General features: G+C 62.4%; 20 protein-coding genes, 1 tRNA gene and 1 pseudogene. 15 read left to right on the forward strand and 7 right to left on the reverse strand.

Going from position 1 to position 18,640, the window contains the following annotated elements:
• The first annotated feature begins 93 nt into the window (after positions 1–93).
• From ACSQ84_RS11855 to ACSQ84_RS11875, 5 genes and pseudogenes are all read left to right on the forward strand, one after another.
• The gene (locus ACSQ84_RS11855) at positions 94–1,287 is read left to right on the forward strand and encodes a M20/M25/M40 family metallo-hydrolase (protein ID WP_436211844.1); all 1,194 of its coding nucleotides are present in this window, start codon (positions 94–96) and stop codon (positions 1,285–1,287) included.
• 84 nt (positions 1,288–1,371) lie between these two features.
• Positions 1,372–1,422 (forward strand): annotated as a pseudogene (locus tag ACSQ84_RS11860) (DUF6496 domain-containing protein); the annotation flags it as partial.
• A 421-nt stretch (positions 1,423–1,843) separates the two neighbouring features.
• Positions 1,844–2,392, forward strand: coding sequence for a DUF4142 domain-containing protein (locus ACSQ84_RS11865; RefSeq protein ID WP_436211845.1), 549 nt, complete (start codon positions 1,844–1,846; stop codon positions 2,390–2,392).
• Positions 2,393–2,522: 130 nt separating this feature from the next.
• Positions 2,523–2,702 carry a hypothetical protein gene (locus tag ACSQ84_RS11870; protein ID WP_436211846.1) on the forward strand — a complete coding sequence of 60 codons (180 nt, stop codon included), beginning with the start codon at positions 2,523–2,525 and terminating at the stop codon, positions 2,700–2,702.
• A 140-nt stretch (positions 2,703–2,842) separates the two neighbouring features.
• Complete coding sequence (locus ACSQ84_RS11875) at positions 2,843–3,220, forward strand: hypothetical protein (RefSeq protein WP_436211847.1); 378 nt, start codon at positions 2,843–2,845, stop codon at positions 3,218–3,220.
• Between the two features lie 22 nt (positions 3,221–3,242).
• Here the strand turns inward: ACSQ84_RS11875 and ACSQ84_RS11880 are convergent, their stop codons facing one another.
• The 3 genes from ACSQ84_RS11880 to ACSQ84_RS11890 all read right to left on the reverse strand — a co-directional run bounded on the left by ACSQ84_RS11880 (position 3,243) and on the right by ACSQ84_RS11890 (position 5,723).
• Complete coding sequence (locus ACSQ84_RS11880) at positions 3,243–3,455, reverse strand: hypothetical protein (protein WP_436212274.1); 213 nt, start codon at positions 3,453–3,455, stop codon at positions 3,243–3,245.
• Between the two features lie 308 nt (positions 3,456–3,763).
• Complete coding sequence (locus ACSQ84_RS11885; RefSeq protein WP_436211848.1) at positions 3,764–4,699, reverse strand: sugar kinase; 936 nt, start codon at positions 4,697–4,699, stop codon at positions 3,764–3,766.
• Positions 4,683–5,723: an SPFH domain-containing protein gene (locus tag ACSQ84_RS11890; protein WP_436211849.1), complete on the reverse strand. Its 1,041-nt coding sequence runs from the start codon at positions 5,721–5,723 to the stop codon at positions 4,683–4,685. Before ACSQ84_RS11890 ends, ACSQ84_RS11885 begins: the two co-directional genes overlap by 17 nt.
• A 124-nt stretch (positions 5,724–5,847) precedes the next feature.
• Here ACSQ84_RS11890 and ACSQ84_RS11895 point away from each other — a divergent pair, with 124 nt between their 5' ends.
• Together ACSQ84_RS11895 and ACSQ84_RS11900 are read left to right on the forward strand one after the other, a co-directional pair.
• A complete protein-coding gene (locus ACSQ84_RS11895) occupies positions 5,848–6,579 on the forward strand; it encodes an NUDIX hydrolase (protein WP_436211850.1) in 732 nt (243 codons plus the stop codon).
• 146 nt (positions 6,580–6,725) lie between these two features.
• Entirely contained in the window at positions 6,726–7,952 is a 1,227-nt protein-coding gene (locus ACSQ84_RS11900) for a CaiB/BaiF CoA transferase family protein (RefSeq protein ID WP_436211851.1), read from the forward strand.
• 78 nt (positions 7,953–8,030) lie between these two features.
• Here the strand turns inward: ACSQ84_RS11900 and ACSQ84_RS11905 are convergent, their stop codons facing one another.
• Complete coding sequence (locus ACSQ84_RS11905; protein WP_436211852.1) at positions 8,031–8,720, reverse strand: TetR/AcrR family transcriptional regulator; 690 nt, start codon at positions 8,718–8,720, stop codon at positions 8,031–8,033.
• Positions 8,721–8,900: 180 nt separating this feature from the next.
• Here ACSQ84_RS11905 and ACSQ84_RS11910 point away from each other — a divergent pair, with 180 nt between their 5' ends.
• The 4 genes from ACSQ84_RS11910 (at position 8,901) to ACSQ84_RS11925 (ending at position 12,828) form a co-directional block, all read left to right on the forward strand.
• Positions 8,901–10,133, forward strand: coding sequence for an acyl-CoA dehydrogenase family protein (locus ACSQ84_RS11910; RefSeq protein ID WP_436211853.1), 1,233 nt, complete (start codon positions 8,901–8,903; stop codon positions 10,131–10,133).
• 139 nt (positions 10,134–10,272) lie between these two features.
• Positions 10,273–11,331, forward strand: a complete 1,059-nt coding sequence (locus ACSQ84_RS11915; RefSeq protein WP_436211854.1) for a phosphotransferase family protein — start codon at positions 10,273–10,275, stop codon at positions 11,329–11,331.
• A 138-nt stretch (positions 11,332–11,469) separates the two neighbouring features.
• Positions 11,470–12,381, forward strand: coding sequence for a DMT family transporter (locus ACSQ84_RS11920; protein ID WP_436211855.1), 912 nt, complete (start codon positions 11,470–11,472; stop codon positions 12,379–12,381).
• 6 nt (positions 12,382–12,387) lie between these two features.
• A complete protein-coding gene (locus ACSQ84_RS11925; protein WP_436211856.1) occupies positions 12,388–12,828 on the forward strand; it encodes an NIPSNAP family protein in 441 nt (146 codons plus the stop codon).
• Between the two features lie 858 nt (positions 12,829–13,686).
• Here ACSQ84_RS11925 and ACSQ84_RS11930 read toward each other — a convergent pair.
• Positions 13,687–14,472 (reverse strand): SDR family NAD(P)-dependent oxidoreductase, encoded by a 786-nt coding sequence (locus tag ACSQ84_RS11930; RefSeq protein ID WP_436211857.1) that lies wholly within the window; start codon positions 14,470–14,472, stop codon positions 13,687–13,689.
• Positions 14,473–14,629: 157 nt separating this feature from the next.
• On the opposite strand from ACSQ84_RS11930, the gene ACSQ84_RS11935 reads away from it, so the two are divergent.
• A complete protein-coding gene (locus ACSQ84_RS11935) occupies positions 14,630–15,340 on the forward strand; it encodes a histidine phosphatase family protein (protein WP_436211858.1) in 711 nt (236 codons plus the stop codon).
• Between the two features lie 113 nt (positions 15,341–15,453).
• Complete coding sequence (locus ACSQ84_RS11940) at positions 15,454–16,221, forward strand: SDR family NAD(P)-dependent oxidoreductase (protein ID WP_436211859.1); 768 nt, start codon at positions 15,454–15,456, stop codon at positions 16,219–16,221.
• 138 nt (positions 16,222–16,359) lie between these two features.
• Here the strand turns inward: ACSQ84_RS11940 and ACSQ84_RS11945 are convergent, their stop codons facing one another.
• Entirely contained in the window at positions 16,360–17,583 is a 1,224-nt protein-coding gene (locus ACSQ84_RS11945) for a serine hydrolase domain-containing protein (protein ID WP_436211860.1), read from the reverse strand.
• Between the two features lie 177 nt (positions 17,584–17,760).
• Here ACSQ84_RS11945 and ACSQ84_RS11950 point away from each other — a divergent pair.
• Positions 17,761–17,836 (forward strand) — tRNA-Trp (locus ACSQ84_RS11950).
• A 44-nt stretch (positions 17,837–17,880) separates the two neighbouring features.
• On the opposite strand, the gene ACSQ84_RS11955 is transcribed toward ACSQ84_RS11950, so the two are convergent.
• Complete coding sequence (locus ACSQ84_RS11955) at positions 17,881–18,075, reverse strand: hypothetical protein (protein WP_436211861.1); 195 nt, start codon at positions 18,073–18,075, stop codon at positions 17,881–17,883.
• 364 nt (positions 18,076–18,439) lie between these two features.
• Here ACSQ84_RS11955 and secE point away from each other — a divergent pair, with 364 nt between their 5' ends.
• On the forward strand, positions 18,440–18,631 hold the full coding sequence (secE, locus tag ACSQ84_RS11960; protein WP_436211862.1) for a preprotein translocase subunit SecE: 192 nt from the start codon (positions 18,440–18,442) through the stop codon (positions 18,629–18,631).
• Positions 18,632–18,640 lie beyond the last annotated feature (9 nt).

The following is an 18,640-nucleotide window of genomic DNA, read 5'->3' on the forward strand; positions in this document are numbered from 1 at the left end:
GTCCGCATGGCAGTCCTGATCCTGGGAAGCTTGTGCAGCCAGCCGTCCCGAACGATGCTCACGCGCTCCGCAAGCCGCATCAGGAAACCCACCATGCCCGTCGACGTCAAAGCCGCCACCGACCGTCTCATGCGCTTCCTCGCTGTCGAGGGCGTGACCGGAAAGGAGGCCGCGATCGGACGCGAACTCGACGCGGCGCTAAGGGAATGTGGCGTGCCGGAGAGCGCGATCCGCCTCGACGACGCCAACACGCGCATTCCCGTGCCGACGGAAACCGGCAACCTCATCGTCGATCTGCCGGGCCGCGGCGCCATGCACAACCAGCCGCGGATCATGTTCATGACTCACATGGACACCGTGCCGCTGTGCGCCGGAGCCAAACCAAAACTGGCGGGGCGCAAAATCGTCAATGACGCCAAGACCGCGCTCGGCGGCGACAACCGCGCCGGCTGCGGCGTGCTCGTCACGCTGGCGGCCGAGCTTGCCAAACAGAATTTCGATCACCCGCCGATCACGCTGTTGTTCTGCGTGCGCGAGGAGAGCGGGCTCTACGGGGCGCGGCACGTCAACACCGCCGAACTCGGCTCGCCGGTCATGGCGTTCAACTACGACGGCGGCGCGGCCTCCAATGTCACGATCGGCGCGGTCGGCGCCGATCGCTGGCAGGTCGAGATTTTCGGCCGCGCCTCGCACGCCGGCGTCGCACCGGAGCGCGGCATCAGTTCGACCATGATCCTGGCCCTCGCGCTCGCCGACGTGAAGGCGGGGGGCTGGTTCGGCAAGGTGGTGAAGCGCAAGCTGCAGGGCACCAGCAATGTCGGCCCCGTCACCGGCGGCGACGGCCGGCCGGCCGGGGACGCCACCAATGTCGTCACCGACTATGTGCATGTGCGCGGCGAAAGCCGCAGCCACGACAGCAAGTTCTTCAAGGAGATCACCAAGGCCTACAAGGCGGCGTTCGAGAAGGCCGCCAAGCGCGTCAAGAACAGCGATGGCAAGTCCGGCCGCGTCAAGTTCAAGGCCGAGACCGATTATTATCCGTTCCGCATGAAAGAGAGCCTGCCCGTGGTCAAACGCGCGGTCGAGGCCGTCTCCGGCATCGGCGCGACCCCGGCGATCCGCGCCGCCAATGGCGGGCTGGATGCGAACTGGATGGTCCGCCACGGCGTTCCGACGGTGACCTTCGGCGCCGGGCAGAACGAACCGCACACCATCGACGAGTGGATCAATCTCGACGAGTACGACAAGGCGTGTGCGCTCGCAGTCCAGCTCGCGACGATGCGGTGAGATCAGCGGTTCTCGACAGCCCGCCGACCGATGGGCTGGCGGCGCCAAGCCAAGTCAGCTTTTTCAGGTCGCTAAACGGATCGAAAAAGCAAAAAGCCGGCGATCGCGATCGGCCTGTCCGAGGCCCGAAGGTAGGGTGTCAGGGTCCCGAAGAAGCGCGCGAGGACGTCGTAACGTCTTGACTCGATGAAATCTGGTCGGCGGCCGGGCCGGCGGTCATCCAATCATCCAACAGCTCATCAGGGCCGGATTCGTCGAGCGCGCGATATCGATGGCGCAATTTATTCCGGTGTCGAAGTCGTCTGCGATCTTTCGGCGCTGATGGTTTTCTCGTCATCTGAATTGCCGCTCCGCCGGCATCCCTGCCTGACGCGTCCTAGAACGACGGACTGCCGAGCCAGGCTCCTAATGGTGTGGGAAAAGAACAGCCGATCCGCTGTGCGGGCCCTGCGGGCCAGGGGAGGGAACACGAGGCGGGAACGATCGGCGAGATGGCTGATTATATCCGGCAGGAGTTGCCGAACCGGGAAAGGACCAGACCATGAGGTATCTGGCCATGAGGTACCTTGCCGCCGGCGTTGCACTCGTCCTCCTGGCGACACCTGGCCTGGCCCAGTCGATCGGGGAAAAGACCGGGGTGAAATCGACCCTGGGAATCACCCCGACAACGGCGGATTTCGTGAAGCTGGCGGCAATCACCGACATGTTCGAAATTCAGTCCGGCGAGTTGGCGCAAGAGCGGGGCAATGCGGCTGAGAAACGTTTTGCAGAAACCATGATCAGCGACCACAAGAAAACCTCGGATGAGCTGAAGGCGATGGCGTCGGGCGGTGACGTGAAGGTGGAGGTGCCGACCGTGCTGGATAGCGTGCACCAGAGCAAACTGGCCAAGCTGAAATCGCTCAGCGGCGCCGACTTCAGTTCGCGCTATGTCATCCATCAGGTCAGCGGCCACAAGGACGCCGTGTCGTTGTTCGAACGCTACGCCAAGGGCGGAGATCATCCGAAATTAAAAGACTGGGCGGGCAAGACCCTTCCGGTACTGCGACACCATGTCGAGATGGCGCAGGAACTGGCGGCGGGACAAACCGTCGGAAAGCGCTGAGACAGGTTTCGACCACGATTGCGGACGCCTGCGTTCGCATTTCAAAGACGGGCTACACGCCCGGCAACTGATGGAAGTCAGGGGTTGTGAACCCATGCCACACCGCGAGCCACCACCTACGCTGCATCCCATGAAGGACTTTGATCCTTCGGCGCCGGCCATTCTTCATGACCGGATATCGGACACCATCATTGCGTGGACCGGCGACGAGGCTGCGGCGTTCCGCCGTTCCAGCGTCGCGCAGGACGATGGAAGTGTCGCCTGGAATGGCTTTGTGTTCGATGGATGGGGAAATGTGCTGGGCGGCTAGAAGGACTTCTGGACTGCGGCGACCTCTGTTGCTCGGGCGACCTCTGTTGCCCGCAGGAGGACGGCCGGCGAAGGAACTTCGGGCGAGTTGGTGATTTGTAACTTGCAGATCCAGTTCCTTCTCGCATCGGCGGTGACGGCATGAACCGACTTGGTCTCTCTAAAGCTTTGCCGCTGCCGGTGTTGTTGCCGGCATTATTTGTGACCGCTCTGATGGTCGGAAGCGCGCTGGCGCGTGATGACGGCCGGTATGCCGGATCACCCCTCAAATCATGGTTCGACAGCCTCAGAAGCGGCAAGGGTCCGTGCTGTTCCGATGCAGATGGATTTGCAGTCGCCGACCCCGATTGGGAATCCAAGGACGGGCATTACCGTGTCCGGCTCGACGGGCAATGGATTCTCGTTCCCGATGACGCCGTTATCACCGAACCAAACCGTGCCGGGAAAACCATGGTGTGGCCGATCAAGGACGCGCTCGGCATCTCGATCCGCTGCTTCATCCCTGGCAGCATGATCTGACCCGGCCGGGCGCATCCGGGCCTCAAGCCGTATGGCCGGGATCAAAATCCGAAGGCGTCTTCTTTCTGCGTTGCGGGACCATTTTTGCGGGATCCGGCTTTCCAGGCACCCCGCGCGGTCCGAGTTGCTCGCGCTGAATGTCGTCCTCGGATTGTCTTGGCCGGCCGTCGTCGACTTGCCGGCGAATTTTTATGCTCTCGTCGTAGATTTGCCGACTGGTTTTGTTTTCCGGCATGAGCGCACCCGTTGTCAGCTGCTGGAATTCCTTGCGGTTCGATTTTTCGAGTTCGAGCGCTGTTCTGAAATCGTCGATTAGCGATGGTTGCGTACGGATCGCCCGCAAAAGCGCATCGTCGCAAGCCAAACCGGTACGAAATAACGTCGGCGACGGCGCTTCCGTTCCTCGCCTCCACTGCGACATTGCCGATTGAGCCGCGCATCCGTTCGCTTCACACCAGAGGAACGCTGCGCGAGAAAACCTGTTCCGCGACATTTCGGTGACAATGTCGCGGTCGCACACGCGCAATGCGCCGCTTGACCCCATCACACGATCAGCCGGCCGACCCGATCGGCGACGGTGATCTGCGCTTCGGTTCCCGAATTGAATTCTAGGCGGTCGGCTTCGATGCCGTCGCTGAAGATGACGCCGTTTTCCGGCATCAAGGAGCGGACGCTGAGCCGCTCGGATTTTGTCAGCTCGCCGTAGACCAGATTGACCTGCGAGGTGCGGCTCGGAAACGGTTCGCGCACGGCAAAGCGCAAGGCGTCGCAGTCCCAGGCTTGCGCCGAGTAGGGGGCGGGCTTGATCTGGCTGCCGGAGGCGCCGGCGATGGCGAGCGAGCCGGTGACGATGCTCTTGAACCACGCCGTCGAGCCGAGGCCGGTGGCGACGATCAGGCCGCTCGACGACTGCGTCTCCTTGTGCTGGCCGGCCACGATTTCATAGACCGCTGAGGTGTGCGTGCGCGCGCCGATGAAGAGCTCGTTGACGGCGTGGAGGACCTGGCCGTTCGTAAGCGTGGCCCTGGCCATCGTCACCGCCTTGAATGCGCGCTTATCGGCGGCGACCTCGCGCAGCAGGGCAGGGAGGTCGTCCGGCACGAACGGCAGCAGGATGCCGTCGTAGCGCCGGGCATCCGGGTTGAGGCCGATCAGCGGGTGGCCGTCGAGATATTTCATGGTGTTGGCGACCACGCCGTCCTGGCCGAGCGCGACCACGATGTCGGCGGGGCCGAACAGGAAGTTGGGAAGGAAACTCCGGTCGATGATCTGGTAACGGCCCCATTGCTCCAGCGCCTGCACGGTGCGGTGCTGCTCTGCCTGATAGACGTCGTGCTCGCGCTGATAGTCGGAGAAGTCGGCGCCGAGATGCTCGACATAGAATCTGGCTTGCGCGGCCGTCAGGTATTTCGCGATCAAATCTTCCAACCGCGTCTTGCGGGTGACCAGCACCACCTTGCGGTCATTGGCGGCGGGCATGTGCGGTCTCCCTCGGCTTCTCCATCAGTGCGTTGAGCAGTTCCGGCGAGACGTTCAACTGGCCGATCCGCTCGGCCTTTTCGGCGATCCCGCCGAACGCCTGCGCGATCAACTGGCCGGGCTGCATGCCGGAGGCCGCGAGCGCCTGGATCACCCTGGTGTCGACGCCCTCAAAAATCTTCATCAGCGCGCCGACACGGTAGGCTTCCGCGTCTGCGAGTGTTCGGGTGTTTTCGGCGTTGAGCGCCACGAAATCTTTCCGTTTTCCTTCCAGCGTGATGTCGGCGACCATGCCGGCTTCGCGCAGTTCGTTCTGCTTGGCGACGACGCTGGCCTCGGCATCCATCTGGGTCTCGCGGATCGAGCGCTTCTTTTGCTCGACGGCGATTTCGGTGTCGAGTTCGCTCTCGCGGATCGCGCGTTCCTGCTCCACCGCGAAATTGCGCCGGGCGAAGATCGCCTCGTCGGCGTTGCGCAGGATCGCCTCGCGCGCTTCGGCTTCGAGCGCCCTGGCGGTGTCCGGCGTCGGCTTGACGGCGCGGATCGATACGCCGAGGATTTCCAGCCCGAGGGAGGCGATGTCGGCGCGGCTCTTGAGCCCGGTCGCGATGATGTCGGCGATCCGGTCGGAGGCCTGCAGCGCTTCCTTGAGCGTCAGCTCCTTGACCGCCTGTTGGGCCAGCACCTCGACGGTGCCGAGGATCCGCAGCGGCAATCTCTCGGGGTCGTCGGACTCGTAATTCTTGCCGTCCTTCTTGAGCGTGAAATTGAGCATGGCGGCGGCGCGCTTGGGATCGCTGACGCGATAGGTGACGTGGCCCTGGATGGTGACGGCCTGAAAGTCGCGCGCGATCTGCTCGAAGATGAAGGCGGCGTCGCGGCTGCCGATCGGCACCGCGACCAGCGAGGTGACCGGAGCGTAATAGAAGCCCGACAGGCCGGCGCCTTCCTGGGTAACCGCGCCGGCGCGGTATTTCATCAGATAGGTGGTCGGCTGGGCCTTGATGAACCGAATTCCGAACATGACGCGCTCTCCCAATAGGTTTGTTAATAAGTGTGTCTGAACAACTAAGTAAGTTGGACAGTACAACTAAGTATGCTATTGTCAAGCCCAGCGGCAAAAAGGTTCACGGACGGGGACTCGGGCCATGGAGCAGGGACGGGAGAAAAATCCGGGCAAGCCGGGGGCGCTGGACTTTCCGCGGCCGCTGACGACGGTCGATGTCGTCATCTTCGCCGTCCGGGAAGAGGCGCTCAGAGTTCTATTGGTGCAACGCCCGGCCGGTGAGAATGAACCGTTTCCGGGTTTTTGGGCGTTGCCGGGCGGTTTCGTGGACATCGACCGCGACCGCGATCTCGAGGCCTGTGCGGTCCGCAAGCTCCGGGAAAAGACCGGCATGGTCAGTCCCTATCTCGAACAATTGGGCAGTTGGGGAAGCGCCGGCCGCGATCCCCGTGGCTGGTCGGCGACCCACGCCTATTTCGCGCTGATGCCCGATTTGCCCGCGAGCGGGCCTGGCGCCGCCGACGCGCGGTGGTTTGCCGTGGGTTCGGGCAAGCCCAAGGTCAGGCTTGCCTTCGATCATGCCGATATTCTGGAGGCGGCGGTCCAGCGCCTGCGCAGCAAGGTCGAGTATACCTCGTTGCCGGCTTACCTGATGCCGCCGGAATTCACGCTGCCGGACCTGCAGCGGGTCTATGAAATCGTGCTCGACCGCCCGCTGGAAAAGAGCGCGTTCCGCACCCGGATGCTGGCGGCGGACCTGATCGAGCCGGTGGCCAAGATGCGCAAGGGGCCGAACCGGCCGGCGCAGCTATACCGGCTGAAGAAGGCCAGGGCCCCGGTGTTTTTTGCGCGGACCTTTAATGCGCCGGGCTGAGGCGTTGCGCCGTGCCGCAAGCCGCAGGCGGATACCCGCATGTCGCCAGTGCAGGGCTCATCGCCGCAAAATAGTGTATCGGCTGGGCATCGAGCGCGCCGGGGGACATCCCGCGCCACCAAATCAGAAGTTTCGGAGGAAGTTTCATGTCGGCTCTGCCACTCAAAGGCATCAAAATTCTCGACCTGACGCGGGTGCTGGCGGGGCCCCTGTCGGCGCAGATGCTGGGCGATCTCGGCGCCGAGGTGATCAAGATCGAACGTCCCGGCGGCGGCGACGATGCCCGCGCGTTCGGCCCGCCCTACCTGCAGGACCCGGAAGGCAAGGCGAACAACAACAACTCGTTTTATCTGTGCGCCAACCGCAACAAGAAGTCGGTCACCGTCAACATCGCCTCGCCCGAGGGCCAGGACATCATCCGCGAGCTCGCAAAGTCGTGCGACGTGATGATGGAGAACTACAAGGTCGGCGACCTCAAGCGCTACCGGCTCGATTACGAATCGATCAAGGCGATCAACCCCGGCATCATCTATTGCTCGGTGACCGGTTTCGGCCAGACCGGACCTTATGCGCCGCGCGCCGGCTACGACGCGATTTTGCAGGCGATGGGCGGCCTGATGAGCGTCACCGGTCATATCGACGGCGAGCCCGGCGAGGGACCGATGAAGGTCGGCCCGTCGATCGTCGACTACATGACCGGCATGAACACCTCGATCGGAATTCTCTCGGCGCTGTTTCATCGCAAGGTCAATGGCGGGGAGGGGCAGCATGTCGACGTCTGCCTGTTCGACACCGTGATCGCCTCGCTGTCGCATTGGTTGCAGATCTACCTCGTCAACGGCGTAACGCCGCCGCGGCGCGGCACCTGGGGCAATGGCGGCATGCCCGCCGGCGTGTTCCGCTGCACCGACGGTGAATTGATGCTGGTGGTCGGCAATGACGGCCAGTTCGCGCGCACCTGCGCCGTGCTCGGCGCTCCCGAGCTCGCGACCGATTCAAGATTCCTCAAGAACAACGACCGCGTCGTGCACGGCAAGGAGATCATGGCGATCTTCGCCGGATTATTCCTGAAGAAGCCGGTGGCGTATTGGCTGGACGAGCTGGAGAAGGCCGGCGTGCCCTCCGGTCCGATCAACAATTTCGAGCAGGTGTTTTCAGATCCGCATGTCCAGTCGCGCGGCATGCGGGTCAAGGTCGATCATCCCTTCGAGCCCGAGCTGTCGTTGATCCGCAACGCCATCAGCTTCTCCGGCACCCCGGTGCAGGAGTATCGCGCCCCACCGCTATTGGGTGCACACACGAAGGAAGTGCTGGCGACGATCGGCTATGATGATGCGAAGGTCGAGGCGCTGAAGGCGCAGAGGATCGTCTAGGCAAGGTAAGTGCCTCCGATTTTGCGTGCGAGTACCGCGGATGTCGTGCCGCATCGGGATCGGCTGTGATGGTGAAGTTCACAGATCCTGGCGGGTCAGCCTTCCATACGGCGCCGCCGGCCGCACCGGCGCCTTCTTCGCCGGCTCCCCGCCGGTCAGCGCCATCACCGACACCGTGACCACGCGGTCGACGATCGCATTCACGTCGTTGAGGTCGCACTGGCCTTCCGACAATTTCGTCAGCCGCTCTTTTTCTCTGATCGTGTGGTGCGACATCGCGAGCGCAAAATGCAGGCCCCAATAGAGTTCGGCATCGTCGCGGCCGGGCAGGGAGCGGCGCATCGCGGCGACGAATTTCCGCAGATGATCGACCTCGCGATTCTTGATGCGGCGGATCGGGGGCACTGATTCAATCGAGGCGCGGATCATGAAGCGCGCCGCGGTCGAGCCTTCACGGTCCGGACCGAGACAGCCGCGCAAGGTCGGCCCGACCAGCGCGTGCATGATGGCCTCGATCGAGGCGCGGCCGCCGCCTTCTTCTTCGGCGGCCTTCAGTTCGTTGAGCCGCTCGCGGTTGGTGGCGAGGCTGCGGGTCACGAACAATTCCGCGATCAGCTCGTCCTTGGAGCCGAAATGATAATTCACCGCGGCGAGATTGACGTTCGCCTCGGCAACGATGTCGCGCAACGTCACATCGCCAAAACCGCGATCGGCGTAAAGCCGTTCAGCGGCGGCAAGAATGGCAGAGCGGGTATGATCGGACGCCATATCTGGTCCCCTCTTGGGGAGTTGCAATTCAAACACTTGTATGAAACTATCGTTTGAAGGGCAAAAGTCAATCCATCTCCCGCAAAGCGCCAGCAAATCTCTTGCGGCGCGCGAGGGGCGGGCAGACAGTGCCGCCAAAGCTTTCAAAAGCCGCCGAATACCGAGAGAAGGGAGCGTCCCATGGACTTCAATATGTCAGAGCGCCAGACCGAATGGCTCAACCGCGTGCGATCGTTCATGAACACGCATGTTCGCCCTGCGGTGCCGATCTACCGGAAGCAGGACGAGGAAGGCCCGCGCTGGAAGGTGATCCCGGTGCTGGAAGAGTTGAAGAAGAAAGCCAGGGCCGAGGGCCTCTGGAATATGTTCATGCCACCGTCGTCGCACGAGGACGATGAATTCCGTGGCGCGGGATTGAGCAACCTCGAATATGCGCCGCTCGCCGAAGAGATGGGCCACATCAGCTGGGCCTCCGAAGTGTTCAACTGCTCTGCGCCCGATACCGGCAACATGGAAGTGTTCATGCGGTATGCCTCCAAGGAGCAGAAGAAGAAGTGGCTGCGGCCGCTGATGGACGGCGAAATCCGCTCCGCCTTCCTGATGACGGAACCGGCGGTGGCGTCGTCGGACGCGACCAATATCGAAACCCGGATCGAAAAGGATGGCGATCACTACGTCATCAACGGCCGCAAATGGTGGTCGTCTGGCGTCGGCGATCCCCGCTGCAAGATCGCGATCCTGATGGGCAAGACCGATCCGAAGGCCGCGCGCCATGCCCAGCAGTCGCAGATCCTGGTTCCGCTCGACACCCCCGGCATCAAAGTCGAGAAGATGCTGCCGGTGTTCGGCTATGACGACGCGCCGCACGGCCATGCGCAGGTGCTGCTTGAGAACGTCCGTGTGCCGAAGGAGAACATCCTGCTCGGCGAGGGCCGCGGTTTTGAGATCGCGCAGGGCCGTCTCGGTCCGGGCCGCATCCATCACTGCATGCGCACCATCGGCAAGGCCGAAGAGGCGCTGGAGAAGATGGTGAAGCGGTTGTCGTCGCGCACGGCGTTCGGCAAGAAGATCGTCGAGTTTTCGATCTGGGAACAGCGCATCGCTGAGGCCCGCACCGATATCGAGATGAACCGTCTGCTCTGCCTCAAGGCCGCCGATATGATGGACAAGGTCGGCAACAAGACCGCCCAGCTCGAGATCGCCATGATCAAGGTGGCGGCGCCGAACATGGCGCTGAAGATCATTGATCAGGCAATCCAGGCCTATGGCGGCGCCGGCGTTTCCGACGACGCGGGTCTCGCCCGGGACTATGCCTCGATGCGCACCATGCGTCTGGCGGATGGTCCGGACGAGGTGCACAATCGCGCCATTGCCAGACTTGAACTTCGGAAGTATGCAAACACGTCGCACTAACCAGTAACAAAATGGGAGCGCGTTCTCCCCGCCGTCATTCCGGGATGGTCCGTAGGACCAGACCCGGAATCTCGAGATTCCGGGTTCGATGCTGCGCATCGCCCCGGAATGACGGATGATAAAGTAAGGGAGCGTCATCGTGGCGGACGGCGTCAGGAAAGACGAGGAATTTTCGGGCACCAAGGAAGTCGAGGAGCGTCATCGGATCGATGAGACGCGCCTTGATGCATGGATGCGCGAAAACGTTGAAGGCTATCAGGGACCGCTGACCGTCCTGCAGTTCAAGGGCGGCCAGTCCAACCCGACCTACCGGCTCGATACGCCAGGAAAATCCTATGTGATGCGGCGCCGGCCGTTCGGCAAATTGTTGCCGTCGGCACATGCGGTGGATCGCGAATTCCGCGTTATTGCCGCGCTGAGCAAGCAGGGCTTTCCGGTCGCGAAGGCCTATGCGCTGTGTACCGACGACGGCGTGATCGGTTCCTTTTTCTACATCATGTCGATGGAAGAGGGCCGGGTGCTGTGGGATCCCACGCTTCCGAGCCAGACGCCGGAAGATCGCTACAAGATCTTCACCAGCAAGATCGAGACGCTCGCCAAGCTGCATCTCTTCGATCCGCAGGCCATCGGCCTCGGCGATTTCGGCAAGCCCGGCAATTATTTTGCACGGCAGGTCGATCGCTGGACCAAGCAATACCGCGCCTCCGAAACCCAGCACATTCCGGAATTCGAAAAGCTCGCGGAATGGCTGCCGAAGACGGTGCCCGAACAGAAGCGCGTGTCGATCGTGCACGGCGACTACCGCCTCGACAATATGATCTTCCACGCCACCGAACCGCGGGTGCAGGCGGTGCTGGACTGGGAATTGTCGACGCTCGGCGATCCCATGGCCGACTTCACTTACCTCTTGATGCAATGGACCATGCCGGGCCTCGCCAACGCCGATCTCAAGGCGCTGAACATTCCGAGCATGGAAGCGGCCGCGCAGATCTACTGCAACGTCACCGGCACCGAGGTCCCCGACCTGAACTGGTATTTCTCCTACAATCTGTTCCGCCTTGCCGGCATCACGCAGGGTATTGCGGGCCGGATCCGCGACGGCACCGCGGCCAACGCCAAGGCCATCGAGTCGGCGAAGCGCACGGTGCCGCTGTCGCAGGCTTCCTGGGAATACGCGCAGAAGGCCGGCGCGACCTGAAAAGGTCGCGCCGCGAGGTGCCGCAATCGTAGGGTGGGCAAAGGCGCATTCGCGCCGTGCCCACCATCTCTCCCAAGTCTTTTTGCCAATGGTGGGCACGCTGTCGCTTTGCCCACCCTACGATCCACTGGATCTGACGTGGCTCTCCCCCCAAATATCCGTGGCAGCCTGATCATGGCCACCGCCATGGCGGCCTTTACGATCAACGATTCCATCACCAAGGCGGTGTCGGCCGAAATCAATTTCGGCCAGGTCATGCTGGTGCGCGGCCTGTTCGCGATCGTGCTGGTCGCAGCCCTCGCATTCCATCAGCGCGCATTGCGCCCGTTCCGCGCGGTGATGACGGCGCCGGTGGCGCTGCGAGTCGTCGGCGAGGTCGGCGGCACGATATCGTTCATGGCGGCCCTCACGCACCTGCCGCTGGCCAATACCTCGGCGATCTTTCAGGCGTTGCCGCTCGCCATCACGCTGGGTGCCGCGCTGGTGTTTCGCGAACCGGTCGGCTGGCGGCGCTGGCTGGCGATCGCGGCCGGCTTTATCGGCATGCTCGTCATCGTGCGGCCGGGCATTGCGGGCTTCAACCAGTTTTCGCTCTATGCCCTTGTGTCGGTGGCGTTCTGCGCACTGCGCGATCTGTCGACAAGGAAAATACCGGCGCACATCCCCTCGTTGTTCATCACGCTGTTGATGACGGTGACGGTGACAACGGCGGGCGCGCTCATCCTGTTTCCGCTCGGCGGCTGGACGCCGCCGTCCGGTCGCGCGCTGGGCATGCTGGCGCTGGCGGCCGTGCTGGTGCTGATCGGCTATCAATGCATGATCGTGGCGTTGCGGTCGGGCGATATCTCGGCGGTCGCGCCGTTCCGCTATTCCGCGCTGCTGTGGGCCATGCTGCTCGGCTATTTCATGTTCGGCGACAAGCCGGATGCGATGATGCTATTGGGCGCGTCGATCATCATATCGTCCGGCCTCTACGCGTTCTACCGCGAGCGCGTCCGCGCCCGGCCGGTGGCGGCCACCATGACAGGCATCCCGCCCGACGGGCTGTGAGCTCGGTTGTTTGATGGAACCGATCGCGGGATGGTGTGGACCAGAGCAATTGACAGACCACCCCGCGATCATATCTCCGGCGCAAAAGGAGATCTGGCCGTGATCCAACAACTTCGCATCTATGAAATCTTCGAAAGGAACAAGGCCGCGTTCCACAACCGTTTTCGCGATCACGCGGCGCGTATCATGCGTACCAGATACGGCTTTCGGATAGTCGCGATGTGGGAAACCAGGTTTGGTGACAGAACGGAATTTGCCTATCTGCTGGAATGGCCCGATGAGGCGAGCAAGACCGCGTCATGGTCGGCCTTCATGGCCGACACCGAATGGTCCGAAATCAAGCGTGTGACGCACGCAGAGCACGGACTGATGGTAGGAGCGATCGGGGATCGCTTGCTGGTGCCGGTCGATTATTCGCCGGTGAGGGGAAGTCTCCTGCAGGCGTGAACTCTCAGCGTCATTCCATATGATTCGGTGCACTTAACTAGTTGGTGCATCGAATTCGCTGTCACAGAAGCGATTGTGTCTCACACATGGGCGGCAGTCCAACGGAGTGAATTGCGAAACACCAGCTGCGTCGCCTTGCACGCAAGCGCAATCTTCCGACCCCGCGTGCGACAAATCAACCCGACGGGCAAATCAATTCCGATTGCCGGAAATCGTGTCAAGCCCTGAAATAAAAAATAGTTCGCTTTTACAGAAGACAAAATCAGTCTATATCTTCGCCATCCCGTCCCGCCAGAGGGGCGTATCATGATCGTCACGATCGTTGGGACGGGTCGCGGTGGACGCTGGTAGTGCCGATAACGAACGGCACGAGAGCGTACGGCAAAGGCGTGTGGTCCTGACGTCGCGGTGCTGGCGTCAATGCACTTGGAGACAATAGTTTTCAGGGCGCAACGGAGGCAAAAGAGCCGTTCTCCGGGGAGAGCTCGTTATAAGCCGTAAAGCCATTGCGCAGGGAATGTCGGATGTTCTCCGCTGCCCTGTATGCTCATGTGCGCACTTTCTTGTGCACATTGCACATGAGATCGCGGGTGCAGCGCGCATCCGGCATTCCCTGCGCCCTCTCAATTGGAGGGCGGGAAGTTTCCAGCAAACCTCGGGCGATCAGCGTCGCGAGAAGGCGAAAGTGTGTTTGGGCCACAGTATGACAACAAACACCGCTGTCGTCCCGGCCTTGCGCCGGGACCCATAACCACCGGGAGTAGTTTTGCGAAAGCTCTCTGCTACCAAGGCTTCACCGAGAGATCACTCGGTATGGGTCCCCGCGTTCGCGGGGACGACCAGTTGATGGACGTTCAATCAAACCGGCTTCCCCGCATACGGCATCGAGGCCGTCAGGCCGCCGTCGACCGGGATCGCCTGGCCGTTGACGTAGGACGCATCGTCGCTGGCGAGGAACAGTCCCATCGCTGCCAGTTCATGCGGCTGGCCGGCGCGCTTCAAGGGGTTGAGCTGGCCGATCTTGCCGTCGGTGCCGCGCGCCTTCGCATTGTCGAAGATCGGTTTGGTCATGCCGGTTTCGATCAGGCCCGGACAGACCGCGTTGATGCGCACGCCGGTGCCGGACAGCGAATAGGCTGTGGTCTGCACCAGGCTGATCACGCCGGCCTTGCTCGCGCCATAGGGATGTCCGCTGGCGCCGGCCTTGAGGCCCGCGACCGATGCGGTGCAGACGATCGAGCCCGACTTCTGCTGGATCATGTGCGGCATCGAATGCTTGATCGCGAGGAACGGTCCGATCAAATTGATGCGCAGCACCTCCTGCCAATGCTCGACGGTCTGTTCGGGTATCGGAACCAGCCCGCCGCTGACGCCGGCATTCGCCCAGATCGCATCGAGTCTGCCGTATTTCGAGACCGCCTTGTCGATGAAGCCCTTCACGTCGGACTCCGAACCCGCATCCGCCATCACGGCTTCGACGGTACCGCCGGCATCGCTGACGAGCTTTGCGGTTTCCATCACGCTCTCGCTGCGGTCGACCGCGATCAGTTTTGCGCCTTCTCTGGTGAACAACAAGGAGGCCGCGCGTCCAATGCCGCTGCCTGCGCCGGTGATGATGACGGATTTGCCTTCGAGGCGGCCCATGAGTTTCTCCCTGGATGTATCGGTCGGCGCTTGCCGCCTTGCGGAATTCAAACAAGATTTCAAACGCTCGAGAACGTCGAAGTGACTTGAGGCGATGCGTGCTCTGACGTACAGCGACATCAAAGACGATTGCAAACACTATTGAGGGGCTTTGGCTATGTCCAATCCAGGCAGACCGAATGAGGTCACGACGCGCTGGTGGTGGGTGCGGCACGCGCCGGTCCGCGAGGATGGCGGCTGCATCTACGGGCAGAAGGATCTCGGCTGCGACACCAGCGATCGGGTGGTCTTCGACGCGGTCGGCAAAATCCTGCCGCGCAACGCAGTCTGGTATGCAAGCAACCTGAAGCGCACCCATCAGACCGCGGACGCGATCTGGGCCGCCGGATTTCCCAGACCCGCTGAGATGCCGCACATAAAAGACTTTGCCGAACAGCATCTCGGCGAATGGCAGGGCTTGAATCGCGCGGCATTTCTGGCGAGCCGTCCCGCCGGCAGTCATTGGTTCGCGGCGATCGACGAAGCCGCACCCGGCGGCGAAAGCTTCATGGATCTCTACAACCGCGTCTGCGGCGCGATCGAGCGCATCACCAGGGAGCATCCCGGCAAGGACGTGATTGCCGTGACCCATGGCGGTACGATCAAGGCCGCGGTCGGTCTTGCGCTCGGCGGCTTGCCGGAAAAGGGCCTCGCCTTCGACATCGACAATTGCTCGGTGACGCGGCTCGATCACGTCGCAAGCGAAAACCATTCACTCTGGCGGCTGCCGATGGTCAACCAGCAGCCATGGATCGCGGACGCCTCGCACAATGCGATGCATCAGCCAGCCGGGCCGGAAGTCGTCCCGCCTGCGACGAAGCTTGCTTGAGCCCCGGGGCAAGCTTGCTTGATCCCGCGTTGTCGAGAACCACAAAGGCTGCTTAGCTTGAATTTGAAAAACGAGAACCGGCGGACCGCTGGGCCAACATCAGGGAGAGAGACATGAGCTTGTTCGACATGAAGGGCAAAGTCGCCGTGATCACCGGCTCGACGCGCGGCATCGGCAAGGCGATCGCCGAGCGGATGGCCGAGCACGGCGCCAAGGTCGTGATCTCCTCGCGCAAACAGGACGTCTGCGATTCCGTCACCAAGGAGATCAACGACAAGTTCGGCAAGGGCACGGCGGTTGCGATTGCCGCCAACATTTCCAGCAAGGAAAATCTGCAGAACCTGGTCGATGAATCCAACCGCGCCTTCGGCAAGATCGACGTGCTGGTCTGCAACGCCGCGTCCAATCCTTACTACGGTCCACTCGGCGGCATCTCCGACGATCAGTTCCGCAAGATCCTCGACAACAACATCGTCGCCAACAACTGGCTAATCAACATGGTGGTGCCGCAGATGATCGAGCGCAAGGACGGCTCGATCATCATTGTGTCCTCGATCGGCGGCCTCAAGGGCTCGACCGTGCTCGGCGCCTACGCGATCTCGAAGGCCGCCGACATGCAGCTCGCGCGCAACCTCGCCTGCGAATACGGCAAGCACAACATCCGCGTGAACTGCATCGCGCCCGGCCTGATCAAGACCGATTTTGCCAAGGCGCTGTGGGACAATCCGGAGACGCTGAAGGCCTCCACGGCGCGCTCGCCGCTGCTGCGCATCGGCGTCCCCGATGAAATCGCAGGCGCCGCCGTGTTCATGGGATCGGCCGCCGGCGACTTCATGACCGGCCAGACCATCGTGATCGACGGCGGGGCGACGATCAGCTGAAAACGCAAGGTGCCTCGTCGTCCCTGCGAACGAACGCAGGGACCCATACTCCGCGGCCCATCCGTAACGCCGTGTCGTCCGCAACAATTGGCGACACGGCGTATGGGTCCCTGCGTTCGTTCGCAGGGACGACGAAGATCACTCCACCGCCGCGTACACCAGATTACGCAGCATCGTCCGGATGTACTCACGCTGGCCCGGGCCCTGCATCATGAACACCGCGAACAGGTCCTCCTTCGGATCGATCCAGAAGAACGTTCCGGCCATCCCGCTCCAGAAGAAGTTGCCGCGCGAGCCCGGGAACGGCGCCATGCCGTCATGGGTGCGGACGGCAAAGCCGAGCCCGAAGCCGTGGCCGGCCGGCATCAACGGCGAGTTGACCTTGACGGACGGCGCGAGATGATCGGACGCCATCAGCTCCAGCGTCTTGCGGGCGACGATCCTGACGCCATCCAGCGTGCCGCCGTTGAGCAGCATCTGGCTGAAGCGGGCATAGTCCATCGTGGTCGAGACCAGTCCGCCGCCGCCGGATTCCATCACCGGTTTCTCCAGCATGTTGAAGAGCTGGACCTTGTCGCCGTTCCACGGATCGGTCGGGAACGCCTCGGCCAGCCGGCCGGCATTTTCCGCCCCGGTGTGGAAGGCGGTCTCGGCCATCTGCAGCGGCGCCAGGATGCGCTCGGTCAGGAAGGCACCGAGCGACTTGCCGGAGATGACTTCGATGATGCGGCCTAGGATGTCGGTGGAGCGGCTGTAATTCCACTCGGCGCCGGGCTGGCAGATCAGCGGCATGCTCGCGACCATCGCGGCATGTTCGGCATTGGTGATCTTGCGGCTGCGCAGTCGCGATTGCTGATAGAGCTGTTGCACCAGACCGTTGCCGGTGTGGTCGTAAGTGATACCCGAAGTATGGCGCAGCAGGTCCTGCACCGTCATCTGCCGCTTCAAGGGCACCAGGTCGAGCTGGCCGTTGTTCTCGATACCGACCCTCTGGCCGGCAAATTCCGGGATGAATTTCGCGACGGGATCGCTGAGCAGGAAGTGGCCATCCTCGATCAGCATCATGATGCCGACCGAGACGATCGGCTTGGTCATCGAGAAGATCCGGAAGATGCTGTCCTGCGTCATGGCTGCGGAAGACGCCGGGGCCTGCCGGCCGATCGCGTCGAACCAGCCGATCTGGCCGCGGCGGGCCACCAGCACGGTCGCACCCGGCAGGGTTCCCTTGTCGACCTCGCGCTTGAAGGCGTCCGACATGCGTTGCAGGCGGGCGGTGGAAAGTCCGATCTGCTCGGGTTTGGCGTGGGGGAGGGACGGGGTCTGCGGCGAGGCGGCGTGTTTGGGGGCGGTCTGCGCGTTCATGGTCTCTCCCATTTGCTCTTGTTTGTTATGGCAGGGAGCCAAGTTTGGCGCAGAACCCTTGACTTGAACAGGGCGGTTACCGATTTCCAGAGGGCGGTTAACGGCTTCGCCCTTGCAATCGGGGCATGGCCTATGCTTGAAACGGGCCGAAACCGGCGGCGACGCATGGTTTTGCGTAGGGGTGTAGCTCAGTTGGTAGAGTACCGGTCTCCAAAACCGGTTGTCGCAGGTTCGAGCCCTGCCGCCCCTGCCAGCCAAATCAAGGACTTGCGCGAGATTCCTGCCGCCGGTCCGGAACTAGCCGAAGAATCCCATGACGATCGCGATGTCCGATGTCGCGGGCGCAAGGCCGCGCAGATTCGCGTCAATGACACGCCGGCAGGCGTCGATCGTGACGGTATCGCCGAGGTCGTTGGCCGCATCGAGAACGCTCCAGGCGATGTCGCCTGCAGGCCCGTCCTGGCCGGTCTGGGGTTGGCTGGGCAGCGACATCGTCACCTCATGGTCATCAATGGAACCGTCAGGATGGCGGGGAGCCTTTAAGAACCAAGCCACGCGCTGCTTCGGATTTGAGGCGCACCCGGCACCAGCGGTTAACCAAGGGCTTCGGGCCGGCCCGGGGCGTTTCCGACCGCCGCAGGTCGTTGCGCCATACCTTGACCTTTTACCGAACTGGCAGTAGATACCCGCCACCTGCTGCCGGCCCGTTATGCGGATATCCGGCGCGGCTTTTAAATCCCCCGAACAATCGAGCCCGCTTGGCGGCTCATCCTTCGAGAGAGGGCTGGGCGCTAGAGGGCTGTTCGGATTCACTTAAATTCAGACATTGGTCTTACGAAGGACGCGGTACCCAACGATGGCTTTCAGCCCGTTCAAGTTCCTGCAGGAAGTGCGCTCGGAGACCGCCAAGGTCACCTGGCCGACCCGCCGCGAAGTGACCATTACCACGATCATGGTGTTCGTGATGGTGGCGCTGGCTTCGATCTTCTTCTTCGCCGCGGATATGATCATCCGCTATCTCATCACCTTCCTGCTGGGCGTCCAATGATGAGCACCG

It is taken from the genome of Bradyrhizobium sp. LjRoot220, assembly GCF_964252915.1.
Classification (GTDB): domain Bacteria; phylum Pseudomonadota; class Alphaproteobacteria; order Rhizobiales; family Xanthobacteraceae; genus Bradyrhizobium.

Excerpts from the sequence above, each read along its gene's own strand:
- ACSQ84_RS11875 (WP_436211847.1), top strand. The coding sequence starts at position 2,843 with ATGAACCGACTTGGTCTCTCTAAAGCTTTGCCGCTGCCGGTGTTGTTG.
- ACSQ84_RS11870 (WP_436211846.1), top strand. The coding sequence starts at position 2,523 with ATGAAGGACTTTGATCCTTCGGCGCCGGCCATTCTTCATGACCGGATA.
- ACSQ84_RS11935 (WP_436211858.1), top strand. The coding sequence starts at position 14,630 with ATGTCCAATCCAGGCAGACCGAATGAGGTCACGACGCGCTGGTGGTGG.
- ACSQ84_RS11880 (WP_436212274.1), bottom strand. The coding sequence starts at position 3,455 with ATGCCGGAAAACAAAACCAGTCGGCAAATCTACGACGAGAGCATAAAA.
- secE (WP_436211862.1), top strand. The coding sequence starts at position 18,440 with ATGGCTTTCAGCCCGTTCAAGTTCCTGCAGGAAGTGCGCTCGGAGACC.
- ACSQ84_RS11895 (WP_436211850.1), top strand. The coding sequence starts at position 5,848 with ATGGAGCAGGGACGGGAGAAAAATCCGGGCAAGCCGGGGGCGCTGGAC.
- ACSQ84_RS11910 (WP_436211853.1), top strand. The coding sequence starts at position 8,901 with ATGGACTTCAATATGTCAGAGCGCCAGACCGAATGGCTCAACCGCGTG.
- ACSQ84_RS11865 (WP_436211845.1), top strand. The coding sequence starts at position 1,844 with ATGAGGTACCTTGCCGCCGGCGTTGCACTCGTCCTCCTGGCGACACCT.
- ACSQ84_RS11930 (WP_436211857.1), bottom strand. The coding sequence starts at position 14,472 with ATGGGCCGCCTCGAAGGCAAATCCGTCATCATCACCGGCGCAGGCAGC.
- ACSQ84_RS11945 (WP_436211860.1), bottom strand. The coding sequence starts at position 17,583 with ATGAACGCGCAGACCGCCCCCAAACACGCCGCCTCGCCGCAGACCCCG.
- ACSQ84_RS11890 (WP_436211849.1), bottom strand. The coding sequence starts at position 5,723 with ATGTTCGGAATTCGGTTCATCAAGGCCCAGCCGACCACCTATCTGATG.
- ACSQ84_RS11905 (WP_436211852.1), bottom strand. The coding sequence starts at position 8,720 with ATGGCGTCCGATCATACCCGCTCTGCCATTCTTGCCGCCGCTGAACGG.
- ACSQ84_RS11855 (WP_436211844.1), top strand. The coding sequence starts at position 94 with ATGCCCGTCGACGTCAAAGCCGCCACCGACCGTCTCATGCGCTTCCTC.
- ACSQ84_RS11885 (WP_436211848.1), bottom strand. The coding sequence starts at position 4,699 with ATGCCCGCCGCCAATGACCGCAAGGTGGTGCTGGTCACCCGCAAGACG.
- ACSQ84_RS11940 (WP_436211859.1), top strand. The coding sequence starts at position 15,454 with ATGAGCTTGTTCGACATGAAGGGCAAAGTCGCCGTGATCACCGGCTCG.
- ACSQ84_RS11900 (WP_436211851.1), top strand. The coding sequence starts at position 6,726 with ATGTCGGCTCTGCCACTCAAAGGCATCAAAATTCTCGACCTGACGCGG.
- ACSQ84_RS11955 (WP_436211861.1), bottom strand. The coding sequence starts at position 18,075 with ATGTCGCTGCCCAGCCAACCCCAGACCGGCCAGGACGGGCCTGCAGGC.